This window comes from Acinetobacter sp. YH12063, assembly GCF_013419715.1.
In the GTDB taxonomy this organism is placed as follows: domain Bacteria; phylum Pseudomonadota; class Gammaproteobacteria; order Pseudomonadales; family Moraxellaceae; genus Acinetobacter; species Acinetobacter amyesii.
This window is the reverse complement of record NZ_VOZO01000001.1, coordinates 141,310-164,094: the sequence shown is the minus strand read 5'-3', so window position 1 is coordinate 164,094 and position 22,785 is coordinate 141,310. Positions and strand designations below refer to the sequence as shown.

At 39.9% G+C, this 22,785-nt stretch carries 16 protein-coding genes; 6 read left to right on the top strand and 10 right to left on the bottom strand.

Features of this window, described 5'->3' with window-relative positions:
• Positions 1-82: 82 nt before the first annotated feature.
• Together FTU12_RS00700 and FTU12_RS00695 are read right to left on the bottom strand one after the other, a co-directional pair.
• Positions 83-2,407 carry a TonB-dependent siderophore receptor gene (locus FTU12_RS00700; protein WP_180113541.1) on the bottom strand — a complete coding sequence of 775 codons (2,325 nt, stop codon included), beginning with the start codon at positions 2,405-2,407 and terminating at the stop codon, positions 83-85.
• A 300-nt stretch (positions 2,408-2,707) separates the two neighbouring features.
• The gene (locus tag FTU12_RS00695; protein ID WP_180113540.1) at positions 2,708-4,918 is read right to left on the bottom strand and encodes a TonB-dependent receptor domain-containing protein; all 2,211 of its coding nucleotides are present in this window, start codon (positions 4,916-4,918) and stop codon (positions 2,708-2,710) included.
• A gap of 272 nt (positions 4,919-5,190) precedes the next feature.
• Between FTU12_RS00695 and tig the strand changes: the two genes are divergently transcribed.
• From tig to FTU12_RS00675, 4 genes are all read left to right on the top strand, one after another.
• Complete coding sequence (gene tig, locus FTU12_RS00690; protein WP_180073289.1) at positions 5,191-6,522, top strand: trigger factor; 1,332 nt, start codon at positions 5,191-5,193, stop codon at positions 6,520-6,522.
• Between the two features lie 194 nt (positions 6,523-6,716).
• A complete protein-coding gene (clpP, locus tag FTU12_RS00685; RefSeq protein WP_078192707.1) occupies positions 6,717-7,322 on the top strand; it encodes an ATP-dependent Clp endopeptidase proteolytic subunit ClpP in 606 nt (201 codons plus the stop codon).
• A 29-nt stretch (positions 7,323-7,351) separates the two neighbouring features.
• Positions 7,352-8,662: an ATP-dependent protease ATP-binding subunit ClpX gene (gene clpX / locus FTU12_RS00680; RefSeq protein ID WP_078189661.1), complete on the top strand. Its 1,311-nt coding sequence runs from the start codon at positions 7,352-7,354 to the stop codon at positions 8,660-8,662.
• Positions 8,663-8,825: 163 nt separating this feature from the next.
• A complete protein-coding gene (locus FTU12_RS00675; RefSeq protein ID WP_180055647.1) occupies positions 8,826-9,539 on the top strand; it encodes a DUF2846 domain-containing protein in 714 nt (237 codons plus the stop codon).
• A gap of 129 nt (positions 9,540-9,668) precedes the next feature.
• Here FTU12_RS00675 and FTU12_RS00670 read toward each other — a convergent pair whose 3' ends face one another.
• The 4 genes from FTU12_RS00670 to FTU12_RS00655 form a co-directional block, all read right to left on the bottom strand.
• A complete protein-coding gene (locus FTU12_RS00670) occupies positions 9,669-11,195 on the bottom strand; it encodes a fumarate hydratase (RefSeq protein ID WP_078189659.1) in 1,527 nt (508 codons plus the stop codon).
• A gap of 595 nt (positions 11,196-11,790) precedes the next feature.
• Positions 11,791-12,690, bottom strand: a complete 900-nt coding sequence (locus FTU12_RS00665) for a hypothetical protein (RefSeq protein WP_180007186.1) — start codon at positions 12,688-12,690, stop codon at positions 11,791-11,793.
• Positions 12,674-13,831, bottom strand: a complete 1,158-nt coding sequence (locus tag FTU12_RS00660; protein WP_180007262.1) for a DUF2515 family protein — start codon at positions 13,829-13,831, stop codon at positions 12,674-12,676. The genes FTU12_RS00665 and FTU12_RS00660 overlap by 17 nt, the downstream gene beginning before the upstream one ends.
• The gene (locus FTU12_RS00655) at positions 13,828-14,181 is read right to left on the bottom strand and encodes a DUF2345 domain-containing protein (protein WP_168378404.1); all 354 of its coding nucleotides are present in this window, start codon (positions 14,179-14,181) and stop codon (positions 13,828-13,830) included. Before FTU12_RS00655 ends, FTU12_RS00660 begins: the two co-directional genes overlap by 4 nt.
• A gap of 88 nt (positions 14,182-14,269) precedes the next feature.
• Between FTU12_RS00655 and FTU12_RS00650 the strand changes: the two genes are divergently transcribed.
• Positions 14,270-14,953, top strand: coding sequence for a hypothetical protein (locus tag FTU12_RS00650; RefSeq protein ID WP_180113539.1), 684 nt, complete (start codon positions 14,270-14,272; stop codon positions 14,951-14,953).
• Between the two features lie 88 nt (positions 14,954-15,041).
• Here FTU12_RS00650 and pta read toward each other — a convergent pair whose 3' ends face one another.
• The 3 genes from pta to FTU12_RS00635 form a co-directional block, all read right to left on the bottom strand.
• Complete coding sequence (gene pta / locus FTU12_RS00645; RefSeq protein ID WP_180004548.1) at positions 15,042-17,183, bottom strand: phosphate acetyltransferase; 2,142 nt, start codon at positions 17,181-17,183, stop codon at positions 15,042-15,044.
• A 59-nt stretch (positions 17,184-17,242) separates the two neighbouring features.
• The gene (locus tag FTU12_RS00640; protein ID WP_078189653.1) at positions 17,243-18,460 is read right to left on the bottom strand and encodes an acetate/propionate family kinase; all 1,218 of its coding nucleotides are present in this window, start codon (positions 18,458-18,460) and stop codon (positions 17,243-17,245) included.
• Between the two features lie 493 nt (positions 18,461-18,953).
• The gene (locus FTU12_RS00635) at positions 18,954-20,219 is read right to left on the bottom strand and encodes a glutamate-5-semialdehyde dehydrogenase (protein WP_078189652.1); all 1,266 of its coding nucleotides are present in this window, start codon (positions 20,217-20,219) and stop codon (positions 18,954-18,956) included.
• A 303-nt stretch (positions 20,220-20,522) separates the two neighbouring features.
• Here FTU12_RS00635 and FTU12_RS00630 point away from each other — a divergent pair, with 303 nt between their 5' ends.
• Positions 20,523-21,851, top strand: coding sequence for an alpha/beta fold hydrolase (locus FTU12_RS00630; RefSeq protein ID WP_180113538.1), 1,329 nt, complete (start codon positions 20,523-20,525; stop codon positions 21,849-21,851).
• Positions 21,852-21,879: 28 nt separating this feature from the next.
• Here the strand turns inward: FTU12_RS00630 and FTU12_RS00625 are convergent, their stop codons facing one another.
• On the bottom strand, positions 21,880-22,749 hold the full coding sequence (locus FTU12_RS00625) for a class I SAM-dependent methyltransferase (protein WP_180113537.1): 870 nt from the start codon (positions 22,747-22,749) through the stop codon (positions 21,880-21,882).
• Positions 22,750-22,785 lie beyond the last annotated feature (36 nt).

The window sequence follows — 22,785 nt, the reverse complement described above, 5'->3', positions numbered from 1 at the left end:
TGTTTTGATCATATACAAAAATAGCCTCGAAGCGAGGCTATTTGAGTCAATACCATAAATTATTTATGGTATTTATTTTTTCTTAGTATTTGAAGTTAACAGATAGAACTGCGCTGCGACCTTCTGCTTCAGTGGCATAGTGAGATGCGTAGGCTTTAGTGAAATAACGTTTGTCAGAAAGGTTATTTACATTCAACTGTAAATCCACATTTTTGTTAACGGTATAACGCGCCATAGCATCGTAGCGTACGTAGCTTGGAACCCATTTTGTATTGGTAGCATTACCAAATACTTTATCCATGTAGGTAGCGCCACCACCAATTGTGAACTGTGGAAGGACTTGGTAAGTTGTCCAAAGTGTTGCTGAGTTTTTCGCAACGTTTTGAACTTGGTTACCATTGCTTGGATTTACAACATAGTCGTCACCGACTTTCGTGAAACCACCGTCAACTAATTCGCTGTCTAAGTAGGTATAACCTGCCATTACAGCCCACTTATCAGTTACATTACCAGTAACACCAAGTTCGATACCATCAACACGTGTTTCACCAATGTTGCTTGTAGTACCCTCTGTTGTTGTTGCACGTGTATTGGTTTTTTCTGTACGGAAAATTGCAGCAGTTAAGTTTAAACGGTCGTTTAATACATCCCATTTCGTTCCTAACTCGTAAGTTTTAACCTCTTCGGGTTTAAGGTTTTCGATTGCTGCAGTAATACCTTCTGAGCCATCACCACCATCAACACCGACTGGATTTGAGGATGTCGCATAGCTTGCATAGATACTGCTATTTTCAGTTGGTTTAAATGTTAAACCTGCTTGCCAGTTAATAAAGTCTTTTTCATTTTTGATTGATACTTTATCGCCAGCTTGAGCTTTAGCAGGATTTGAGGTCACATTGCTGTTGAGCGCACCATAAGTCATCGTTTGCTCTGTTGAGTAATCATCCCAACGTACACCCAAATCTAAGATCCATTGTGGGTGTAATTCAATGCTATCAAGGAAATATACTGAAGTATTTTTAGTTTCGATATTATAAAGATCTGCGCCAGCAGTACTTAAAGAGCCTGTCCAATTACCACGGTCAGGGTTTTGCACTGATGTACACCAACCATTTGCGATCGAATCTGCCGGACAAGATTGATGTGCAGAGCCTGTCGAGTTTTTGCCGTCAATAATATACTGGGTACGATCTGTTTCTTGATCTGAATATTCTGCGCCCAAATTAAAACGATGTTTTAAAAAGCCTGTGTCAAATTTACCAGTTAAAGCCAGTTGATCAGTAAAGCCATCTGTATCCGCAACTCGTGAGTTTGCACGTGCCCATACATTGCCTGTTACTTGGCCTGTTGCTTTATCAAAAAAGTTACCTTTTGAGTCGTCTGGGTTTGTCCATAGATAGTCATTTTTTGATTTGCTATAAACAGCAGTATTAGTCAATGTCAAGTTGTCAGTTAAGTCATGTTCTAACTTAATTGTACCAATATGATTTTCTTGTTTTTGGAAATCACGATCTTTCCAACCGTAGTAAATGCCTTGTTTGACATCAATCGGTTTACCGTTACCGTTTAATGGGCGGTAGTCCATTTCACCAGTTTTAGGTGCGCCAAATGGATTGTTATATGGCACACCAGAATCAGGTGTATCATCCGATTTTAAATAGTAATAACTTAAAGTTGCACGAGTAGGGGTGTCTAAGCCAAAAGTAATACTAGGGGCAATACCTGCACGTTTATATTCAGCACCGTCAGATTGACCTGCTTTCTCATTCATGTGGCCCATTATTGCAACACGTGCAGCAATCCCATTGCCAAAATCTTTATTGCCATCTAGTGTTACACGTGCATAAGCATCTGTACCGCCAGCAACTGAACCTTCTAAAAAGTCACCTTTTTTAGCCACTTTAGAAATCATGTTGATGCTACCGCCAACAGTACCTGCACCACCCATAGCAGAAGCAGAACCTTTGGTGACTTCAACTTGTTCTATGGCAAACATTTCACGGTTTTGTGAGGTTGAATTACGAATACCATCTAAATACATTGAGCTTTCAGAGCTGTAGCCACGGATAAATGGACGGTCGCCATTTGGATTGCCACCTTCACCAGCACCGAGGGTAATTCCAGGTACTGTACGTAAAGCATCACTTAAAGTTGTGACTTGCGTGTCTTCAATCAGTTGCTTAGAAATCACTGATACTGATTTTGGTGTATCAAGAAGGGGAGCAACAAATTTAGCATTCGCAGATTTATCAACTTTTAAGCTTGGTGCTTTTTCAGCAGCAACTTCTTGGTTAATCGTTGGAAGTTGAGTAACTTGCTCTTGTGCGATTGCATTAACAGCAATAACAGAAAGTGAAGAAGCAATTGCTGAAGAAACAATTTTCTTACGTGTTTTAATGAAGGCCATTTCGAACCCGATTTGGAATAGTGAATTTGTATGCGAATAATAATGATTCTTATTTTTTCTTACATCTTTATGTAATTGTAAATCACGATAAATAATCATATTGTGATAGTCCTATTTAATGTAATGATATAACAAGTATTAATTAAGACTATGTTTTATTTAAATATTGATAAAATGTATTATTTTTTTATGTTTAATTGAGATTATAAATATAGACATGATTGTGAATTAAATAAGAAGTAATCGTAAATTATTTATGCAAAAAAACCTGCCGAAGCAGGTTTTTTATTATGCGGTTATTTAGAATTTAAAGGTTGTACTTAATTGTACACGGCGGCCTTCCTGAGTATTGCTATAACGGTTGTAATAGCTATCTGCGACTTTCTCGTAATCGTTAAAGTTTTTATCAAATATATTGTACAGAGCAACACCTATATCCCAGTTTGGCGTTACATTAAAGTTTGAACCGACGTGTAATAATGCGTATTCCTTGTAGTCACCTAGGGCGTCATAAACCTGTTGATTCGCTACAGTTAGATTGTCATAGGTTGAGGTGAAACGTGCACGTTCACTTCGATACTCACCACGCGCCCATAAATTCACAAAGTCAGCAGCTTGCCATTTAAGCGACGCATTGACCATGTGTTCTGGTGTGTCATTAAGTACAGGATTGCCTAAACTGCTATCTTTAATTTCAGTTTCAGTCCAAGTGTAGTTCAGTCCAAATTTCCAATTGTCGGCAAATGCCCAGTTTAAACCAGCTTCAATACCATAAACTTCAGCTTCTTCGGCATTCACAGGACGAGTCACATTCCATGAATCTGGTTTGCCACGGTTATAATCCATCACCCACGGCGTTCCCACCGATGCCATGAATGCTTCACAGTCCGCTTTAGACCAATTAATACCCGAAGTTGTTGTGTTATCAGTATTACAGCTAATTTCTTTATTGCCCGTCATAATTTTATCTTCAATTTGGCTAAAGAAAGCTGTTACGTTGAAGTCAAAATTATTATTGGTAGAAAAGTATGTACCAAACTCAAAGTTCTTGCTGGTTTCAGGTTTTAGATTTGGGTTGCCAAAAGTTGGTGTACGACCCTGACCACTGACATTGACCACACCATCAGTTAAACGTTCTAAACGTGGGGCTTTATAACCTTCACTATATCCGCCTTTGAAGGTCCAGTTTTCATTTGCATTCCATACCAAATATGCACGTGGTGTCCAAAAGTCACCAAACGTATCGTGGTCGTCATAACGAAGACCAAGTGTTAATGCAAGATTGTCGTTCAGCGACCAAGTATCTTCGGCGAATAGACCCAATTGCTCAAAAGAAACTTCTTTTTTTACACGTAAACCATCACTGATACTGGCTTCCCACCATTGACCGCCTAGAGTAATACGGTGGTCTTCAAAATGTTGAGTGGTAAATTTAGTATCAAAAATCGTATCTTCACTTTCTAACACACGAGGAGTGATGGCTGTTGACATTCCTTGTGCACGTGCAGGAATTAAACGTCCAACCGTTTCTGTTTGAGTATTGATAATACTTGACTCAAGTTTGCCAATAGCATTATTCCAAGTATGTGCGAGGATCATTTTCTCACGGTTATATTCTTGAGCATCACCATAACCACCATTTGCGCCAAGCGTCCCTAATTGACCTTTACTATTGTCATACCATTGTTCAGTTTTTTCATATTCAACTGAAATATCATGGTCGCTGTGCGGTGTCAGGGTTAAGCGAGCACCGATAGTTTCTAGATCTGATTTAGTTGGGCTATTTCCGCCACTAAGTTCAGCACCAGTATCATCGTCATCACTACGTATTAAATCTGATTGATCACGTTCCGCTTTACGTGCACGGATTTGTAAGCCCAATAAATCTTGAATGATTGGCCCTGTTAAAAATGCATCGACAGCGCGTTGGTTACCAAAGTCTGAGTGATTTGGCAGCACTGTCCCTTCTAACGTGACCGAACCTGTCCATTCTGGTGAAACTTTTTTGGTAATGATATTGACTACACCACCAATTGCATCAGAACCATATAAAGTGGAAGCTGGTCCGCGGATGACTTCGATGCGTTGGATAGCCGAAACAGGGGGGATAAAACTATTATTCGACTCACCAAATCCGTTAGGGGCAATGTCACCTGTACTATTTTGTCGGCGGCCATCAATTAAAACTAAGGTATATTCGGCGTCCATACCACGAATACGAATATTTAATCCACCGGTTTTCCCTGCTGTAGGGCTAACATCGACACCTTCTACATCACTTAATGCATCTGCAACGGATGTAATTCGTTTATTTTTTAAGTCTTCAGCCGTAATCACGGTAATTGAAGCAGGAGCATCCTTTACTTTTTGTTCAAAGCCCGCTGCAGAAACAACAATGGTTTCCATCTGTTGAGCTTGAGATTCAGTCGTTTCAGCATGTGCGAAACTCGTAGTAGTTACAATTGCCCCAAATAAAGCAGCGGAAAGAGGGTTGAGATTAAATTTACTCATAAAAGAATACCAAATATGGACAAGATAAATATATGAAAATAAATTAAAAAAATATCATTAAGAATAATAGTGAGAAAGTTTCTCATTTTCAATGGTGAATTAAAAAATAATCAATATTTCTTCGAAAAAAGCTGAAAAATTCTAAAAATAAGAAGGGCATCCATGCCTGAATTTATAGTGTTATAATCCATTTTTGTATATCTTTAATTGTTGTCATATAATGTGGCACTTTTTTTTAAAACTGTTTTAACTAACAAATTATCGAGGAAGCCATGCAAGTAACTTCTGAAGCGGTTTCGGGCGTTGCCCGTCGTTTAAATGTATCTGTACCGACGAGCCGTATTAACGAGCAGTTTGAAGCTCGCTTGAAACGCACTGCCAAAACTGTGAAGATCAACGGCTTCCGTCCAGGTAAAGTACCTGTAAACGTTGTTCGTCGTGAATACGGTGCTGGTATCTATCAAGAAGTTGTAAACGACATCATTCGTGACACAGTATTCGAAGCGATCCAACAAGAAAAAATCAATGCTGTTGGTATGCCAAACATTGAAAAAACTGAAATGAAAGATGATGCTTTAGTTTATGAAGCAACTGTAGAAGTTTATCCAGAAGTTGAAGTTAAGTTCGAAGGTCTAGAAGTTGAACGTAAAACAACTTCAGTTGACGACAAAGACGTTGAGAAGATGATTGAAAATCTTCAAAAACAACGCGCTTCATGGGTTGAAACTAAAGGCATGGCTAAAAAAGACATGCAAGTAACTTTCGACTTTGAAGGTACTGTTGATGGCGAGAAGTTTGAAGGCGGCGCTGCTGAAGACTTTAAACTCGTTCTTGGTTCTGGTCGTATGATCCCTGGCTTCGAAGACGGCATCGTTGGTATGAAGAAAGGCGAAGAGAAAGTTATCGATGTAACTTTCCCTGAAGACTACCAAGCTGAAAACCTTGCTGGTAAAGCTGCTCAATTCAAAATCACTGTTAAGCTTGTTGAAAAACAAAAACTTCCAGAAGTTGATGCTGAATTCTTAAAAATCTTCGGTCTAACTGAAGAAGAAGGCGTTGAAAAGCTGAAAGCTGACGTGCGTAAAAACATGGAACGTGAAGTGAAAAACGGTCTTCGTAACCAAGTGAAAGGTGCAACTTTTGATGCGCTTGTAGCTGCAAACGAAGTAGAACTTCCAGAAGCAATGGTTGCTCAAGAAATTGACCGTCAACGTCAACAAATGATCCAACAATTCACTCAACAGTTTGGTGCTCAAGGCGCTAAAGCGTTTGATTCAAGCATGCTTCCAGATGACCTATTCAAAGAGCAAGCTGAAAAATCAGTTAAACTTGGCGTATTAGTCAGCAAAGTATTGGCTGAAGCTAAACTTGAAGTTGATGCTGAACGTGTTGATGCTTACATCGAAGACATGGCTTCTTCTTACGAAGATCCTAAAGAAGTGATTGAATACTTCAACAACGATAAACAGCAACGCGCTCAAATCGAAGCTGTTATTCTAGAAGACCAAGTTGTAGATCACATCTTAGCTTCTGCTAAAGTAACTGATACAACTGTGAGCTATGAAGACTTATTGAAAGAGCAACAAGCTCGTCAACAAGGCTAATTTCTAGCTTTCAAAAAAAGGCGCATTAAGCGCCTTTTTTTATCGAAATTTGCCCCCAAATAAGTTGTCCTGATTTCACAATGCTTATGAAAAAAATATCTGTTATTTAATTGGGAATCTTTTGCAATTTCGACAAATATCCCTCATATTGTGAATTATGGGTTGAGTCAGAAAAATTTAGGAATAAATAACGTATGTATGTTCCAACAATTGAAAACGCACTAGTGCCAATGGTGGTAGAACAGTCATCTCGTGGCGAGCGTTCTTTTGATATTTATTCACGCCTTTTGCGTGAACGTGTGATTTTTTTAACCGGTGAAGTTGAAGACAACATGGCAAATTTGATTGTTGCCCAAATGTTGTTCTTAGAAGCAGAAAACCCAGATAAAGATATTCATTTATATATCAACTCACCAGGCGGTTCGGTTACTGCAGGTATGGCGATTTACGATACCATGCAATTTATTAAACCTGATGTTGTGACTTACTGCATGGGGCAAGCAGCATCGATGGGTGCATTCCTGCTTAATGCCGGTGCTAAAGGCAAACGTTACTGTCTTGAAAATGCCCGTGTCATGATTCACCAACCACTCGGTGGTTTCCGTGGTCAGGCATCTGACATTGAAATTCATGCACGTGAAATTCTATTCATCAAAGAACGTTTAAATCGTTTAATGGCAGAGCATAGTGGTCAAGACTACGAAACTGTTGCTCGAGATACTGACCGTGACAACTTTATGACAGCGCAAGCTGCGAAAGAATACGGTCTTGTGGACGAAGTTTTATCTAAACGCCCATAAGTTTTAAAGAATTAATTATTGGAGTGAATATGTCCGAACATCCTCAAGGACAAAAGCATTGTTCATTTTGCGGTAAAACGCAGTCTGAAGTCGGGAAACTGATTGCAGGTGAGGACGCGTACATCTGTAATGAGTGTGTGGACGTATGTCTTGACCTAGTTCAGACCAGTCAGCAAGTTGAATCAAATGACTGGGCAACTCGTCCTTTACCAAAACCGCATGAAATCCGTGCTGCGCTTGACCAATATGTGATTGGGCAAGATGTTGCGAAAAAGACCCTCTCTGTTGCGGTATACAACCATTATAAACGCCTAAAAGTTGGCACCAGTGGTAAAAAACCAGAAGACGGAGTAGAGATTTCGAAAAGTAACATTATGTTGGTTGGACCAACAGGTTCAGGTAAAACACTGCTTGCTCAGACACTTGCGCGTCTTTTAGATGTGCCATTTGCGATGGCAGATGCAACGACTTTAACTGAAGCTGGTTATGTGGGTGAAGACGTTGAGAACATTGTTCAAAAACTCCTTCAAAAAGCCGATTACGATGTAGAAAAAGCACAAAAAGGCATTATCTATATCGATGAAATCGACAAAATTACCCGCAAGTCTGAAAATCCATCAATCACTCGTGATGTATCGGGTGAGGGTGTTCAGCAAGCGTTATTGAAAATGATCGAAGGTACGGTTGCGTCGATTCCGCCTCAAGGTGGTCGTAAGCATCCGCAGCAAGAATTTATTCAAATTGATACTTCAAACATCCTGTTTATCTGTGGTGGCGCATTCTCAGGTCTAGAGAAAATCGTACAGCAGCGTCAGGAAAAAGGTGGTATTGGCTTTACGGCTGAAGTACGTAAGAAAGATGAAACTAAAAAATTATCTGACTTATTCCGCCAAGTTGAAGCGACAGATTTGGTTAAATTTGGTCTGATTCCTGAATTTATTGGTCGTTTACCTGTGATTGCTACCTTGGAAGAACTCGACGAAGAAGCATTGATGCAGATTCTGACAGAACCAAAAAATGCATTGACACGTCAGTACCAATATTTATTTGAAATGGAAAATGTTGACCTTGTATTTGAAGACTCAGCATTACGTGCCGTGGCTAAAAAAGCCCTTGACCGTAATACGGGTGCGCGTGGTCTACGTTCGATTTTAGAAAATTCATTGCTTGAAACGATGTATGATCTACCAAGTCGTTCAGATGTGGGTACGGTTGTCGTCAATGAAGCGGTGATTAATGGTGAAGCGGAACCTGAATTTAAATCAGAACGTCAACCAAAGAAAACTGAAGAAGCTGCACCGAAGTCAGATTTAAAAGTTGTGAACTCTAAATCTGCTTAAGCGCTATTCGTCTGAAACGTGTGTAAATCCAAGATTTGCACACGTTTTTTATTTCCAAAAATAAAAGCAGAATGTTAATCTCAGCAGGATGGCGTGGATGCCTGAATGTAAAAAACTGAAAACAAAAGTGTAAAAATAAAAAAAGACGCAGTGAGGGATAATCATGCGTGGAGTTGCAATTCTACTTTTAAGCAGTGTAGCGCTGCTGGGTTGTCATGGAAAATCAGCCGTTGAGCAAACGTCATTGGCTTCGACATTAAAGCCTGTGGATCCTGAAAGTACACCGGGTCATATTGAGCAATATCGATTGGGTATGTTTACCATTGGTGGTTGGGTCAATCAGAAACAAGGCCGACATTTTCAAGAAGTAAAAGCTCAGCATGATCAAGCAGCGATTGTGTATTTATATCGTCCAGACAGTAAGTGGAATCGTCAAGAAATTGTGGCTAGTAGCTTATTTCTGAACAGTGAGCGTATTCCAAGTTTATTGAATAATCATTATTACTGGGTGGAGTTACCGGCGGGGAATTACCGCTTATCATCGAGTCGCCCTTTGGGGGTGAATCATTTTCAAAAGCCTAAATATTTAGACTTTGATGTTGAAGCAGGTCAAACTTACTTCATTAAATATGATGAAGAGAATTTATCCAGTAAAAGAACGGTTTCAGGGCCATTGCTGCTCATGCCTGAAAAAATTGGTCGAAATGAAATCGCATTTACAGAGTTGAAATCCAACAGTTTTAACTTTGTGGCAAAAGATCAAAACACTGGAAAAGTGCGGAAAAGTGCGCAGAAGTTGAAGGCACCTCATTATGATCCTGCGGAAGATGTGCAGTTGACCAAGCCTTTTAAACTGTGGAATCCATTAACTTGGTAATGTAATTAGCTCGTGTTTTTGAGTGTGTGAAAATATTAAATAGCGAATGTCATTCGACAAACAGCCTAAATATTGACATTAAAAAAAGCACCCGATGGGGTGCTTTTTTAGATCTTGAATGTGGCGAAATTAGTTCGCAGCAGCATCAACTACTGGGATTTTACCAATTTTTGCTTGCCAGATTTTTGGTGCAGTTGCGTGAACAGAAGTACCATTTACGTCAACAGCTACAGATACAGGCATGTCTTTTACAACAAATTTGTAGATCGCTTCCATACCTAAGTCAGCGAAAGCAACCACTTCAGCTTCACGAATCGCTTTCGATACTAAGTAAGCAGCACCACCAACAGCCATGAGGTAAGTTGCTTTGTTGTCTTTGATAGCTTCAACAGCAGCAGGACCACGATCAGCTTTACCAATCATACCGAACATGCCAGTTGCTTCAAGCACTTGACGTGTGAACTTATCCATACGTGTTGCAGTTGTTGGGCCAGCAGGACCAACGACTTCGTCACCGACTGGATCAACAGGACCAACGTAGTAAATAAATTTACCTTTTAGGTCAACAGGAAGTTCTTCACCTTTGTTTAACATGTCAACCATACGTTTGTGCGCAGCGTCACGACCTGTATAGATTGTACCGTTAAGAAGTAGTGTGTCACCTGGTTGCCAAGAGTTCATTTCTTCTTGAGTAATGTTGTCTAAGTCAACACGTTTAGACGTTGATGAATCCCAAGTCACTGCAGGGTAGTCTTCAAGGCTAGGCGCTTGAATATGCGCCACACCTGAACCGTCTAATTGGAAATGCGCATGACGAGTTGCAGCACAGTTAGGAATCATACCTACTGGTTTACCCGCAGCGTGACATGGGTAGTCTTTGATTTTGATATCAAGAACAGTCGTTAAACCGCCAAGACCTTGAGCACCAATACCTAAAGCATTTACTTTTTCGAAGATTTCGATACGAAGTTCTTCGATTTGGTTTTGTGGGCCACGACGAAGTAATTCGTCCATGTTGATTTCTTCCATCAATGCTTCTTTTGCAAGCATCATGGCTTTTTCAGCAGTACCACCAATACCGATACCGAGCATACCAGGAGGACACCAACCTGCACCCATTGTTGGAACAGTTTTAAGTACCCAATCTACGATAGAGTCAGAAGGGTTAAGCATTGCAAGTTTAGATTTGTTTTCTGAACCACCACCTTTAGCAGCAACAGTAATATCAACTTTATTACCCGGAACGAGTTTGTAGTGAATTACAGCAGGGGTGTTGTCTTTGGTATTTTTACGACCAAAAGCAGGATCAGCTAATACTGATGCACGAAGAATGTTTGAGTTTTCAAGATAACCTTGACGTACACCTTCGTTGATTGCATCGTCTAGGCTCATGGTTAAATCAAATTTAACGTCTAAGCCCACTTCAAGAAATACGTTCACAATACCCGTATCTTGACAGATAGGACGATGGCCTTCTGCACACATACGAGAGTTAATTAAAATTTGTGCAATCGCGTCTTTTGCGGCTTTGTTTTCTTCACGGTCATACGCACGGCTCATCGCTTGGATGAAGTCCTGTGGGTGATAGTAAGAAATGAACTGAAGCGCATCTTTTACCGATGTGATCAAGTCATCTTGCTTGATAATAGTTGTCATACAAATATCTCTTGAGCGGGCTGATAGCTAGCGGGCTAAATTATAAGACAAAAATACAGTTGTGTGGGTATTTCGCTTAATCTTTGGCCGAAAGTTTAATAGGCTTAAACAGCGCCATGTTTCGCTGTCATCAATATCCTAAAAATGACGTTTTCACTGTCATATTTCATGAAATATTTGTCACATAACTAGAGGAGAAGATTTGTTTTTGTTTCTAAGATTATGAAATTAAATAATATTTATTATTTTTGGATATGTCATATTTGTCATATAACTGTCATAAAACTTTTACATAATGACGTCATCAAAGTTAGAGTGTGAATTATATGGTTACTCCAGTGTTGTCAGTTATTGGTTTTTCTCTATTTATCGCAGCAACTTGGTTCTACGGTCAACAAGAAGATCAAGCCTAAAGCTTTATCTTCTTTTTTTTTGCTTTAAATTTTATAAAAATAATATTCTTCTTCAAATCTTCAAATCTTCAAATCTTCAAATCTTCAAATCTTCAAATCTTCAAATCTTCAAATCTTTAGTTTCAATGATCAATTTTGTGTAAAAGTGCTTTAAAATTGAGTCTAAACGCGACAACATTTGATTATTTAACATATTGCCAAACATCAGGATCTTCATAATTTTCATCGATATGGTAGCCTTGTACTATAACTTCTTTTTCATCAATTTCTCTTGATTTTTTATTTCTTATCAGCTCATTTGCAAATGCTTGTTCTAACTCTTTTGAGGTCATTTTGTAAGTATCAATATTATTCTCTGAATCATCCATTGAATTTCTTTCATCATAACGAATCGTATTGAAAGCATAACGAACCATATATTGTTCTTTACCATCTTCAGTTTTTTGAGTTTGTTTTATACTCAGATCCAAAAGGATACCATTGGCATATAATCGGTAGCCTATAGAGTTCCCTCCAACTGTATTTATTATCTTTTTCCATTCTTCATAATTAAAGATATAAGTCGGGTCAATGACATCACCTGATTTCATTAGATATCGAATATTATCATCCTTTGCTATTCGTGCAGAAAAACGATAGAAATAATTTTTCCATTCGGCCTGATTTATACGTTTCATTAAGTCAACATAAGCTTGGTGGGCTTGTTCAGGACGTACAAATTCCTCTTTGTTTAGCCCTGCATTAATATCAAGCCCTTGTATTCCATCCTCATTATTAAACGATGTTCCTAGAACTGAAAATACATGATCTATCACTAAGCTATTCTCACCATTTTCAACTTTAATCTGACCTAAGTTGGGCGGTGTAAAATCTAACTCTCTAAAACCTGCTCCAGATGGATGACTATCGGGATGCCCAAGATTATGTTGAGAAAAATCTTTAAATCCTTGTTGGCCTAAATGTAAACTAAAACGCTGTTGATTCATGACATTATTCTCTGTATTTTTTGCACTAGGTTGACAAGCTGAAAGGAGATAACCCACCATAAAAATAACAATGAAGTAATTAAATTTTTCCATCATTACTATCCTTTCCAACTGTAAAATTAGCTTTGCTATCGCCCCATTTCGCAATAATTTTTAGTTCTTCTTCTAAAAAGTATCTTCCTTTATCATTGAGCATTAAACGATGATATTTTTCTGCTGCTTTATTAATCCATTCCATACGGCTATCATAATTGGCGACTTTAGTGTTTGCTAATGGTTCGCTGTATACTGTTTCTGGTACCTTATCGAGTACACCTGCGTGTCGCCCCTGATATTCTCTTTCCATGCTTTTGATATTATAAGAACTCGGCAGAATACTTTTCGATTTTCTAACAGATTTAACACTTTCAACGAAGTAATCGCTCGACAGGACTAAGGTACTATCAGGTAAGCGAGTAAAGCTTTGCACCGTTGCTTGAGCTTGTACCTTCCAGTCTTTCCATACTAATTCTTGTAAAATATTTCTTTGCTCTTGTACTGCAACCACCATGAGGTGATCGAAAAGATTTTTACTAGACAACTTAAATCTATTTTGTCTTGATACATTCTTTTTTATAAATACTTTTTCAATTTTAGGTAGATATTCAAAAGCACTTTTAATTTCTGGAGTGCTTTTTAAGTGTTTAATTATGGGTAAACAACTTGACCAAGGAACGTTTATAACTTCTTCCTTAATATGAGTGAATTTGGAAACATCACGTTGAATTCGGCATTGATTGAAAGAGGTTGAAGACATGCTCCAAGCATAATGCCAAGGTGCAATATCCATAAATAACCATAAGTTACCTTTTGCAAAAGTATGTACAGGATCACGAATTACCCCTAGTGGAATCCATTTATACCCCCATGCAGTTAAACCATGTTTAAAAATGGCAGCTACGGTTTTTGAAGCAAATGCACCTAAGCCCATCCAATAGTAACGGCCAACCAAATCCTTGTTTCCATGTTTTTCTTTTTCTAGATAAATATTGGCATAAACTGAAGCAATACGTCTCGCCCTAGCTTCATATCCAGGCTCTAATTTATGTAAATTTTTTCTTTTATCTTTTAAATTAGATAGGCGTATCAGAGCTTCTTGTTGTTGTATTTCCCAAAAAGTTAAGCAATCACACTGTGCGGTTTTACAGCTGTTTTCTGTTGTATTTGTATTACCTTCCCAATCTAAACTTCCCACTATTCATCCCCATCATTCGGTTCAGCTTCTAACTTCATCCAATTCAAATCCAGCTTTAAGCTTTCTTCTTGTAAGGAGTTCACTCGTTTAGAGCGCCCTTTATTATCAGCTATAGCTGTCAACTCATCAGACCCGTTTGAGATTTTATAATCAGCATTTTTCAAGGGCTCACCAGAGGGTAATAACATCTGAAATTTTTCGTTATAAGCTTCGTAAGCTGGTAACCCTTTAAGATTTACACCTACTTCAGCCCCACTTTTAAAGATGTGTTGCCCTGCTTTAGCCTCAAATTTTGCAGGTGTAATCAATGTAATCCCATTCTTATTTAGTATGATTTGAGAACCACCAGCCATATATTACCTGTTTTTATTAAATTCAAAAATTAAGCTCGAAATTGACTTAATATATAAAACGAATATTTCAAAATTTTTTAATTTAGATATGACTTTCATCATTGCCCTTCAACTGAAGGATAGCATCGTTGTTACAGCAGATAAAAAAGTGGTTGTCATAAGTGAGGAAAAAATAGATAGCTTTAACGAATGTCATACATTAAAACTTCATACTTGGGATAATGGAATTATTATTGGAACAGGAGAGAGCTATGTAATACATCGGTCCATAGTTCTTTTCAAACAACTAGCGTATTCAAATATTCATAAACTACCTCAATGCTTAGAAATATCAAAACAAATCAGAGGATTAGAAATAGGGGAAAATCACTATCAGGTTGAGAATACAAAACTTCTTTGTAGTAGCTATAGTGAAAATGGAGCTCAACTTTATAAGATAGAGCGTTTTGATAGTGCACAACCTCTTACATTCACAGAGATTGAGCCAATGGATATCACAGTATGGATGTTTGACCCCAATATTGAATTAATTTCCACAGATCTACAGAATCTCTATACAGATTTAAAAGACTATGCAGCGTTTTCTAATCAAGCAGAATGGATCAATTACTATCTTAACCGTCTCGCTCCGATTTACAAAAAGCAAAGCCAGCAAGATTCACTGATGAGTCAGAGCTTTGATTTCTTTTTTCAAGCGAAGAATGAATACATTATTGGTCATGTACCAAATACTCAAAATTCAGCCATAGAATTTAAAAGAAATTTCTACTAATTCTGAGTCTTTTCAACATAATGGCAGTTATACAAAACAAAAAACCACCCAGTCTTTCGAAAGGGTGGTTAAGAACTCGAAACTAAAATTAAGCTTCTTGTTGTTCGGATTGAATCGCCGTTAATGCAATGGTAAACACGATGTCATCGACCAATGCGCCACGAGACAAGTCATTTACAGGCTTGTTTAAACCTTGCAGCATTGGGCCAACACTGACTACATTTGCAGAACGTTGAACTGCTTTATAGGTTGTATTACCTGTATTTAAGTCTGGGAAAATAAATACATTGGCACGACCAGCCACTTTCGAGTCAGGTGCTTTAGAGCGTCCCACACTTTCCACCGATGCAGCATCGTATTGAAGCGGGCCATCAATGAGTAAATCTGGACGACGTTCTTTGGCAATACGTGTTGCTTCAGCCACTTTCTCGACATCTGCGCCTGCACCAGAAGTACCTGTTGAATATGAAATCATCGCAATACGTGGGTCAATACCAAAGGCTTTTGCTGAATCTGCAGATTGAATCGCAATCTCTGCAAGCTGTTCTGCATTTGGATCTGGATTAATTGCACAGTCACCATATACATAGACTTCATCCGGTAACAGCATAAAGAATACTGAAGAAACCAATGAATAATCAGGTGCGGTCTTAATCAATTGGAATGCAGGACGTACAGTATTCGCCGTAGTATGTACTGCGCCTGAGACTAAGCCATCCACCTGATCGAGTGCAAGCATCATGGTGCCTAAAACCACGGTGTCTTGTAGCTGTTCGCGTGCTTGTAGATCATTGAGTTTGCCTTTACGCAGCTCAACCATTTTAGGCACATAGTTTTCACGAATCAGATCTGGATCAATAATTTCCAAATCATGTGGAAGTTCGATATTACGTGCTTTTGCAACTTCAATCACGGCTTCAGGTTTTGCCAATAAAATACAGTGTGCAATGCCACGTGATTGACAAATGGCAGCCGCCTGAATGGTGCGTGGTTCATCACCTTCAGGTAGAACAATTCGTTTTTTCGCAGCAATAGATTTTTGTACCAATTCATGACGGAATGCAGAAGGGGACAAGCGTGGTTGATATGAACCATTTAATACTTCAGTAATCCATTCAGCATTGATGTGGCTTGAAACAAAGCGGGTCACTTGTTCTGCACGTTCTACGTCATCGACAGGAATTTCATTGCCTAAATTTGAAAGTTGTTGTGCCGTTTCAAAAGTGCTTAAAGGCGTATGTAAAATCGGTAAGCCTTGCTTAATCGCAGTTTGGCAGAAATCCAAAACTTGTGGGTTCGGTTGATGGTGTTCAGTCAAAACTAAACCGGCAAGTGGAATACCATTGCTACTTGCAAGGCTAGAAGCCAACAACACATCAATACGGTCAGAGGCGCTGATAATCAGTTCGCCTGCCACAAATTTGTGAAGTTCATGTTCAATATTCGATGCAACTAGGCTGCTATGTAGTACGCGGCGATGAGCGGCATCGCCTTGGTTGATCCATTCCGCTTGAATATGCGTCGCCAAGTCAGACATGCGCGGTACGCTGAGCGTATTACTAAATGGAACGAGGCCAATAACAGGTAGCTGTGTAGAACCAATTTGCGGATTACTTTGTTGTAATTCGAGTACAAATTTATTGGTGTCACTAATTAAACGCAGATTTGGATCAAGTGTGACAGGAATTTGCGCAGACTCTTCTGGCAAGCCACGTGTGCGCATAAACAAAACACCCGCAGTACGTTCAGATGCCGCACCACCAAATTGGCGTAGTGAACTGTCAATTTTCTCAGCCGTTTTCGTGGCATTTTGAATATCTGCTGTGCTGACAATAATCACTTTGGCATCGAGTGCTTTTGCTAAAGTCGCATTCAGTTCTGAGGCAAAGTTATCTCGGCTGTTTGGAACCAAGCCTTCAACAATAATTAGGTCATGCTTTTTTGCAATTTCACGGTGCAAACGAACCGCTTCTTCGAGCAGTTCATCACTTTCATCATGACTGAGTTGTTTCACGATGGTGGCATGGTGAATGGGTTCTACCGTTTCATTATTAAATAAATGACGATAAAGAGCCGTTGTACGGTCTACAGTATCTGCGACATTTTCCTGTGAAAATGGTTTCAGAAAACCTGCTTTGACCCCTTGGCATTCCAAAGCATAAATTAAACCTAAGCATGCAGATGTTAAACCTACACCTTCCCCAGTTGGCACGAGTAAAATTGTTTTCATACGGTGTCTAAATTAAAGCTAAAAATTAATATTGAAGGCGAAGGGGCTGATGCGATTGCTTATGCAATCGCAGCTTCAGCATCAGGCTTTTTTGTAGCAGACGCTGTCACCTCGTCTACAACATGCTCAGTTTCTTTGGCAATACGGCCTTCTTCATCGGTAGGAACAACCCAAATTTGTGGGCCAGTACCGTGGTCAATACGACCTTCCGTACCGCGTTTTAGGTTGTCATTTAATTCTTTACTCAGGTTGAAACCAAAGTGTGGTAAGTATGAAACCGTTTTTTCACGAATGTAGGCAGAATTTTCACCAATACCACCGGTAAAGAATAAACCGTCAATACGTGGTAGACCACAGCTGAGACCTGCTAAAGATTTTGCTAAACGGTAGCAGAATACTTCAATGGCAAGCGCGGCATCTTCGTTACCTTGTTCTGATGCTTCGATCAATGTACGCATGTCATTTGATAGATCAGACAAACCGAGTAGGCCTGATTGGCTGTTCAGCATTTTGTCGATTTTGTAGATATCCCAACCTAAGTTGCTCGCAAGGAAGCTGTGAATACTTGGGTCAACATCACCACTACGTGTGCCCATCACCACACCTTCAAGTGGTGTTAGACCCATTGACGTATCTACAGATTGACCATTCCAAATCGCACAAGTCGAGCTACCATTGCCTAAGTGAGCAGTTAACCAGCCACCTTGTTTAAAGCTGCCTGCCAACATTGAGCCACGCTCAGATACGTAGGCATGGCTAGTACCGTGGAAGCCATAACGACGTACGTTATGCTGTGTGTACAAGAATTTTGGTAATGCATAGCGGTATGCATGAGACGGCATTGTTTGGTGGAATGCTGTATCGAATACGGCTACTTGCGGAAGTTCAGGGAACAAACGCATGGTTGCTTCGATACCCACCAAGTGAGCAGGGTTATGCAATGGCGCAAGCGGTGTAGCTTCACGAATACGTTCAATAATTTCTGGTGTTAATAGCTCAGCTTTGGTTAATGTACCGCCGTGTACCACGCGGTGACCAATCGCTTGAGGATTATGGTGAGCCAAACGCTCTAAAATAGTTTCGAGGGCTTTTTCATGGTCAGCATGTGGAATAGACAGCTCAAGCGCAGCACCACCCGTAGTGACCCCTTTAATACGTGCATCAGCAGAACCTAGGTTCTCGGCCAGACCAAAAATACGATCTTCACGGCGCTCAGAAACTAACGCATATTTGATAGAAGAAGATCCGCAGTTAATTACTAATACTGATGTAGACACGTTTAAATACCCGAATTCTAATTGAAATACTTATCCATAATGTTGATCTGATTGCAGTTGTATTGATTGATGCAATTTAGATCTGTGATGATGTTTTATCATGGGTTTTTTTATCGTCCTAGATAGACTTTAGGAGATTAGACTTAAGCACTATCGACCCTGAGCACAATAATAATTAAAATTTATCAGTTCATAGTTTTCATTTATTAATAAAATAATCCTCAAAATTTATACGATTTAAGAGATATACATAGAACATAACATGCGGTTGCTGCGCTGTAATCCTAAAATTGTTGCAAAAAAGCAGGTAAATTGAACTTTTCTTATTCTTCTTAAGCATTTAATTGTCAAAAAATCTGTTTTCGATTCTAAATCCTGTGTGTTTGCAGGATTATATTTCAATATGTGAACCTTGGGTCTAGTTTTTTAAATTGCCATAAAAAAAGCTGTGCCTTTAATCAGAAAAGCACAGCTTTCATTGTCTTATTGGGTGTTATTGGCGAATTTGACCATCACCAAATACAATCCATTTTTGAGAAGTCAGACCTTCAAGACCGACTGGACCACGTGCATGGATTTTATCGGTTGAAATACCGATCTCAGCACCAAGACCATATTCAAACCCATCTGCAAAGCGCGTTGAGGCATTAATCATCACTGAACTCGAATCTACACGCGCTAAGAACTGACGCGCCAAACTGAAGTTTTCGGTAATGATTGAGTCGGTATGGTGTGAGCCATATTTGTTGATGTGCTCAATCGCTTCATCTAAGCCAGTAACGACTTTCACTGCCAAAATCGGGCCTAAGTATTCGGTATACCAATCTTCTTCAGTTGCAGGAACAATCGATTCACCCAAAATGCGCTGCGTTTCAGCACAGCCACGAAGTTCAACTTTTTTCTCCGCATAAAGTTCAGCAATGCGTGGTAAAAACTCTTCAGCGACATTTTCATCGACAAGTAAGGTTTCCATGGCATTACATACGCCATAACGGTGTGTTTTGGCATTGAGCGCAATAGGTAATGCTTTTTGCAAATCAGCCTGAGCTTCCACAAAAACATGGCAGTTACCATCAAGATGTTTGATGACCGGCACACGTGCTTCATTGGTAATACGCTCAATTAAGCCTTTACCACCACGAGGTACGATCACATCGACATATTCAGGCATAGTAATTAATTGGCCAACCGCAGCACGGTCTGGGGTATTAAGCACTTGAACGGCATGCTCAGGTACACCTGCAGCAGTTAAGCCATGTTGAATCGCTGCCGCAATTGCTTGGTTAGATTCCAAAGCTTCAGAACCACCACGTAAAATAATCGCGTTACCTGATTTAAGCGCTAAAGATGCGGCTTCAAGGGTGACATTTGGGCGAGATTCGTAAATCATGCCGACAACACCTAGCGGTACGCGCATTTTGCCCAGCTGAATACCTGTCGGACGAAAGGCCATATCGGTGATTTCGCCAATCGGGTCAGTGAGTGCGATTACATCTTTTAGACCTTGGAGCATGCCTTTAAAGCGTGTGGGGGTAAGTTCTAAGCGATCAAGTAGAGCACTATCCAAGTTGTTGTTATGCGCTTTGGTCATATCCACTTGGTTAGCTGCCAAAATTGCAGTTTCACTGTTTTGTAAAGCAGTATAAATTGCTGATAAGGCATTATTTTTAGTCTGGGTAGAAGCCCCTGCGAGCACACGTGATGCTGTGCGTGCTTGCTGTCCTACCGTTTGCATGTATTGTTCAATAGACTCTTGCATAGCGGTTTGATCACTTAGAAATTTCAACTCGATATTAACAGCCTGTGACTGAACAATGAAGCACTTAAGTGCATATTCGACTGTACTTGCTGACCAGAATTAACATTTTGAAATTGTTTTTAGAGCAAAAGTAGATAAGCGGCGGGGATATCAGTTGCTTGTAAAATGAACCTCTGTATAGAATGAAACAATAGCGACATTGAAGTCGTACAAATAACGATTAAAGAGCAGGACGCTAAGTCGAGCAGAGTCTCTAAATGAATTCCTGACAATAAAAATAAGGCAGGAATGGAGGAAAGGAATATGAATTCCATTATCCAAATGGATCCCACCGTACAGGAAAGTACGCATTACAGTTTTTTCGATCTATATGACAAGCAAAGCTTTAAACAGCCTGCCAGAACGACATGGATTGATGGCTGGAAGGTCGAATATATGGCCATTGCACAACCTGAAACGATTCATCGCACCCCGATTGTTATTATTGGTGGGGCATTTCAAAACTTTAATTCCTACAAATATTGTGTCGAACAATTATTTGCGGCAGGACCTATTATTTTAATTGATTTACCCTCTATGGGCTCAAATCAGCAAATTACCAATGTCGATACTTCGGTGTCGGCAGGGACTTTAGAGTTGGGTGATCTGGCACAGATGTTAGGCGTTTGGTTGGATATCGTCGGGCTAGAAAAAGTATCCGTGATGGGGATGTCGCTCGGTTCAGTGGTGGCTGCAGGACTGGCGGATCAACGTCCTGAATTGATTGACCGCATGATTTTAATGGGCGTAATGCAAAAAACGCGCAAGAGCTGGCGCATGTTGCTTGAAGAATCCTTGCATTTGATGAAAGAACAGCGCATGGATGAATTTGGTCAAGCGGTGATTTTATATTTGGTCAATCATGCCAAACTGGATGTGACGCGGATGTCACCGACAGCGAAGCGTTTGTTCTTTAGACAAATGGCTGAATTCACCAATACCGAACAAGAGCGTTATGATATTAACTGTAATCGTTTGCTGCGTTTGCAAGACGTGCCGATTCCACAGTGTGATGTTTTGGTGTCATGCGGGCAGTATGACAGTTTTACTTTGCCACATGAAAATGCAGGCTTTGCCTTGCAATGTCCGAATATGCAATTTGCCATGATTGCCAATGCGGATCATTTACCGCAGTTGCAACGCCGTAAGGAAACCATGAATTTGTTTGCAACTTATCTACGCGGTGAGTCTATTCAGCAGTTGGAAGGAATCATTCCAATGAGCCGAGAGCAAATGCAAAATATTGAACGCCGTGGCGAAGCGCGTGTAAGTGTACAACAGCCATTCACGCATTTATCTCATCGCCATTCAGACCTCGTGGTTGAAACTCAAATTACGGATTTAAATTATTTCGGCGTGTTGCTGAATGTACAGGCTGAAATGTTGGACTGCATGCACGCATATCCACGGGATTTGGCATTACATCTAGAAGATGAAGAAGGTGAGTTTAAAATTGAATGTCTCATCTTTGACGTTGTGGATACGCAGGTTCGAGCTTTGTTTAAGCATGGTAGTTTTGAGTTGGCAGAGCGTCTATTGCGCTTTGTACAACGCCAAAAAGAAGATGTGTTGTTATTAGAAGCCGTAAGTTAAAACATGAACAAGTAAAAAAAACAGCGCGTTAGCGCTGTTTTTTTGTTTTGGCATGGACCATCCAAACCAAATCGCCACAGTGCTGCTCTGCATCGTGGAAAGGAATCACTTGTTCTTGTTGCTGTTGTGGAAAGTATAAGGCCGGCTGAACGACGTCTACTTCTTCAAATCCTGTATGACTGAAAAACTGCTGTAATTCAGCAGGGGATTGAAAATGAAAAGTAAAAGCGCTGCGAGACATGACTTTGAGTAATTTACTACTGGCCCAAATAAAACGTGCTAAACGGTTCTTGACGGGTTCAGGATAGATGTCGGTCAGATAATGTAATTCCTGAAATGAGGCGCCATATTCGGTGATCCCTTGCAATAACTTATTCAGTAGCGTTTGATCAAAATAATTAATTAGCCCTTCACTAATCACCACCAAAGGACGTTCAGGGTTGAAACTCTGAAAAATACGTTCAAAATCTTGTGTGAAAATGTCGCCAGTTAAGACCTCGGGGGCATGCGGGTCAATCTGTTTGAGTGCCTGTGTTTTGATTTTTGCCATATCCGGCAAGTCGAGTTCACGATAGTTAATTTCAGGATGCTTGGTGCGAAAATTCCAACCACGCGGGGAAAGGCCACAGGCAATTTCGAGGACTTGTAGCTGAGGGTGTTGGGCAATGAGTTGATCTAAATGCTGATCGATCATGGCATGGCGCTGTTTGAGCGTCGAGCGCATGCTACCGCCCACATTCTTTTCTGCCCAGCTTTCTAATGGGTGGACTAAACGTGCTAAAAATTTGCCTTTACGCGTAGCAAAAACGGGATGTGAAATCCCCATGCTGTACCAAATATAGCCGGTGTAATGTGCAGTAAAGGAAATGTGTCGATGTTCCGATAAACTTTGTGTCATGTCGTCCTGACCTAATGTTGTTTTTATTGGCAATTT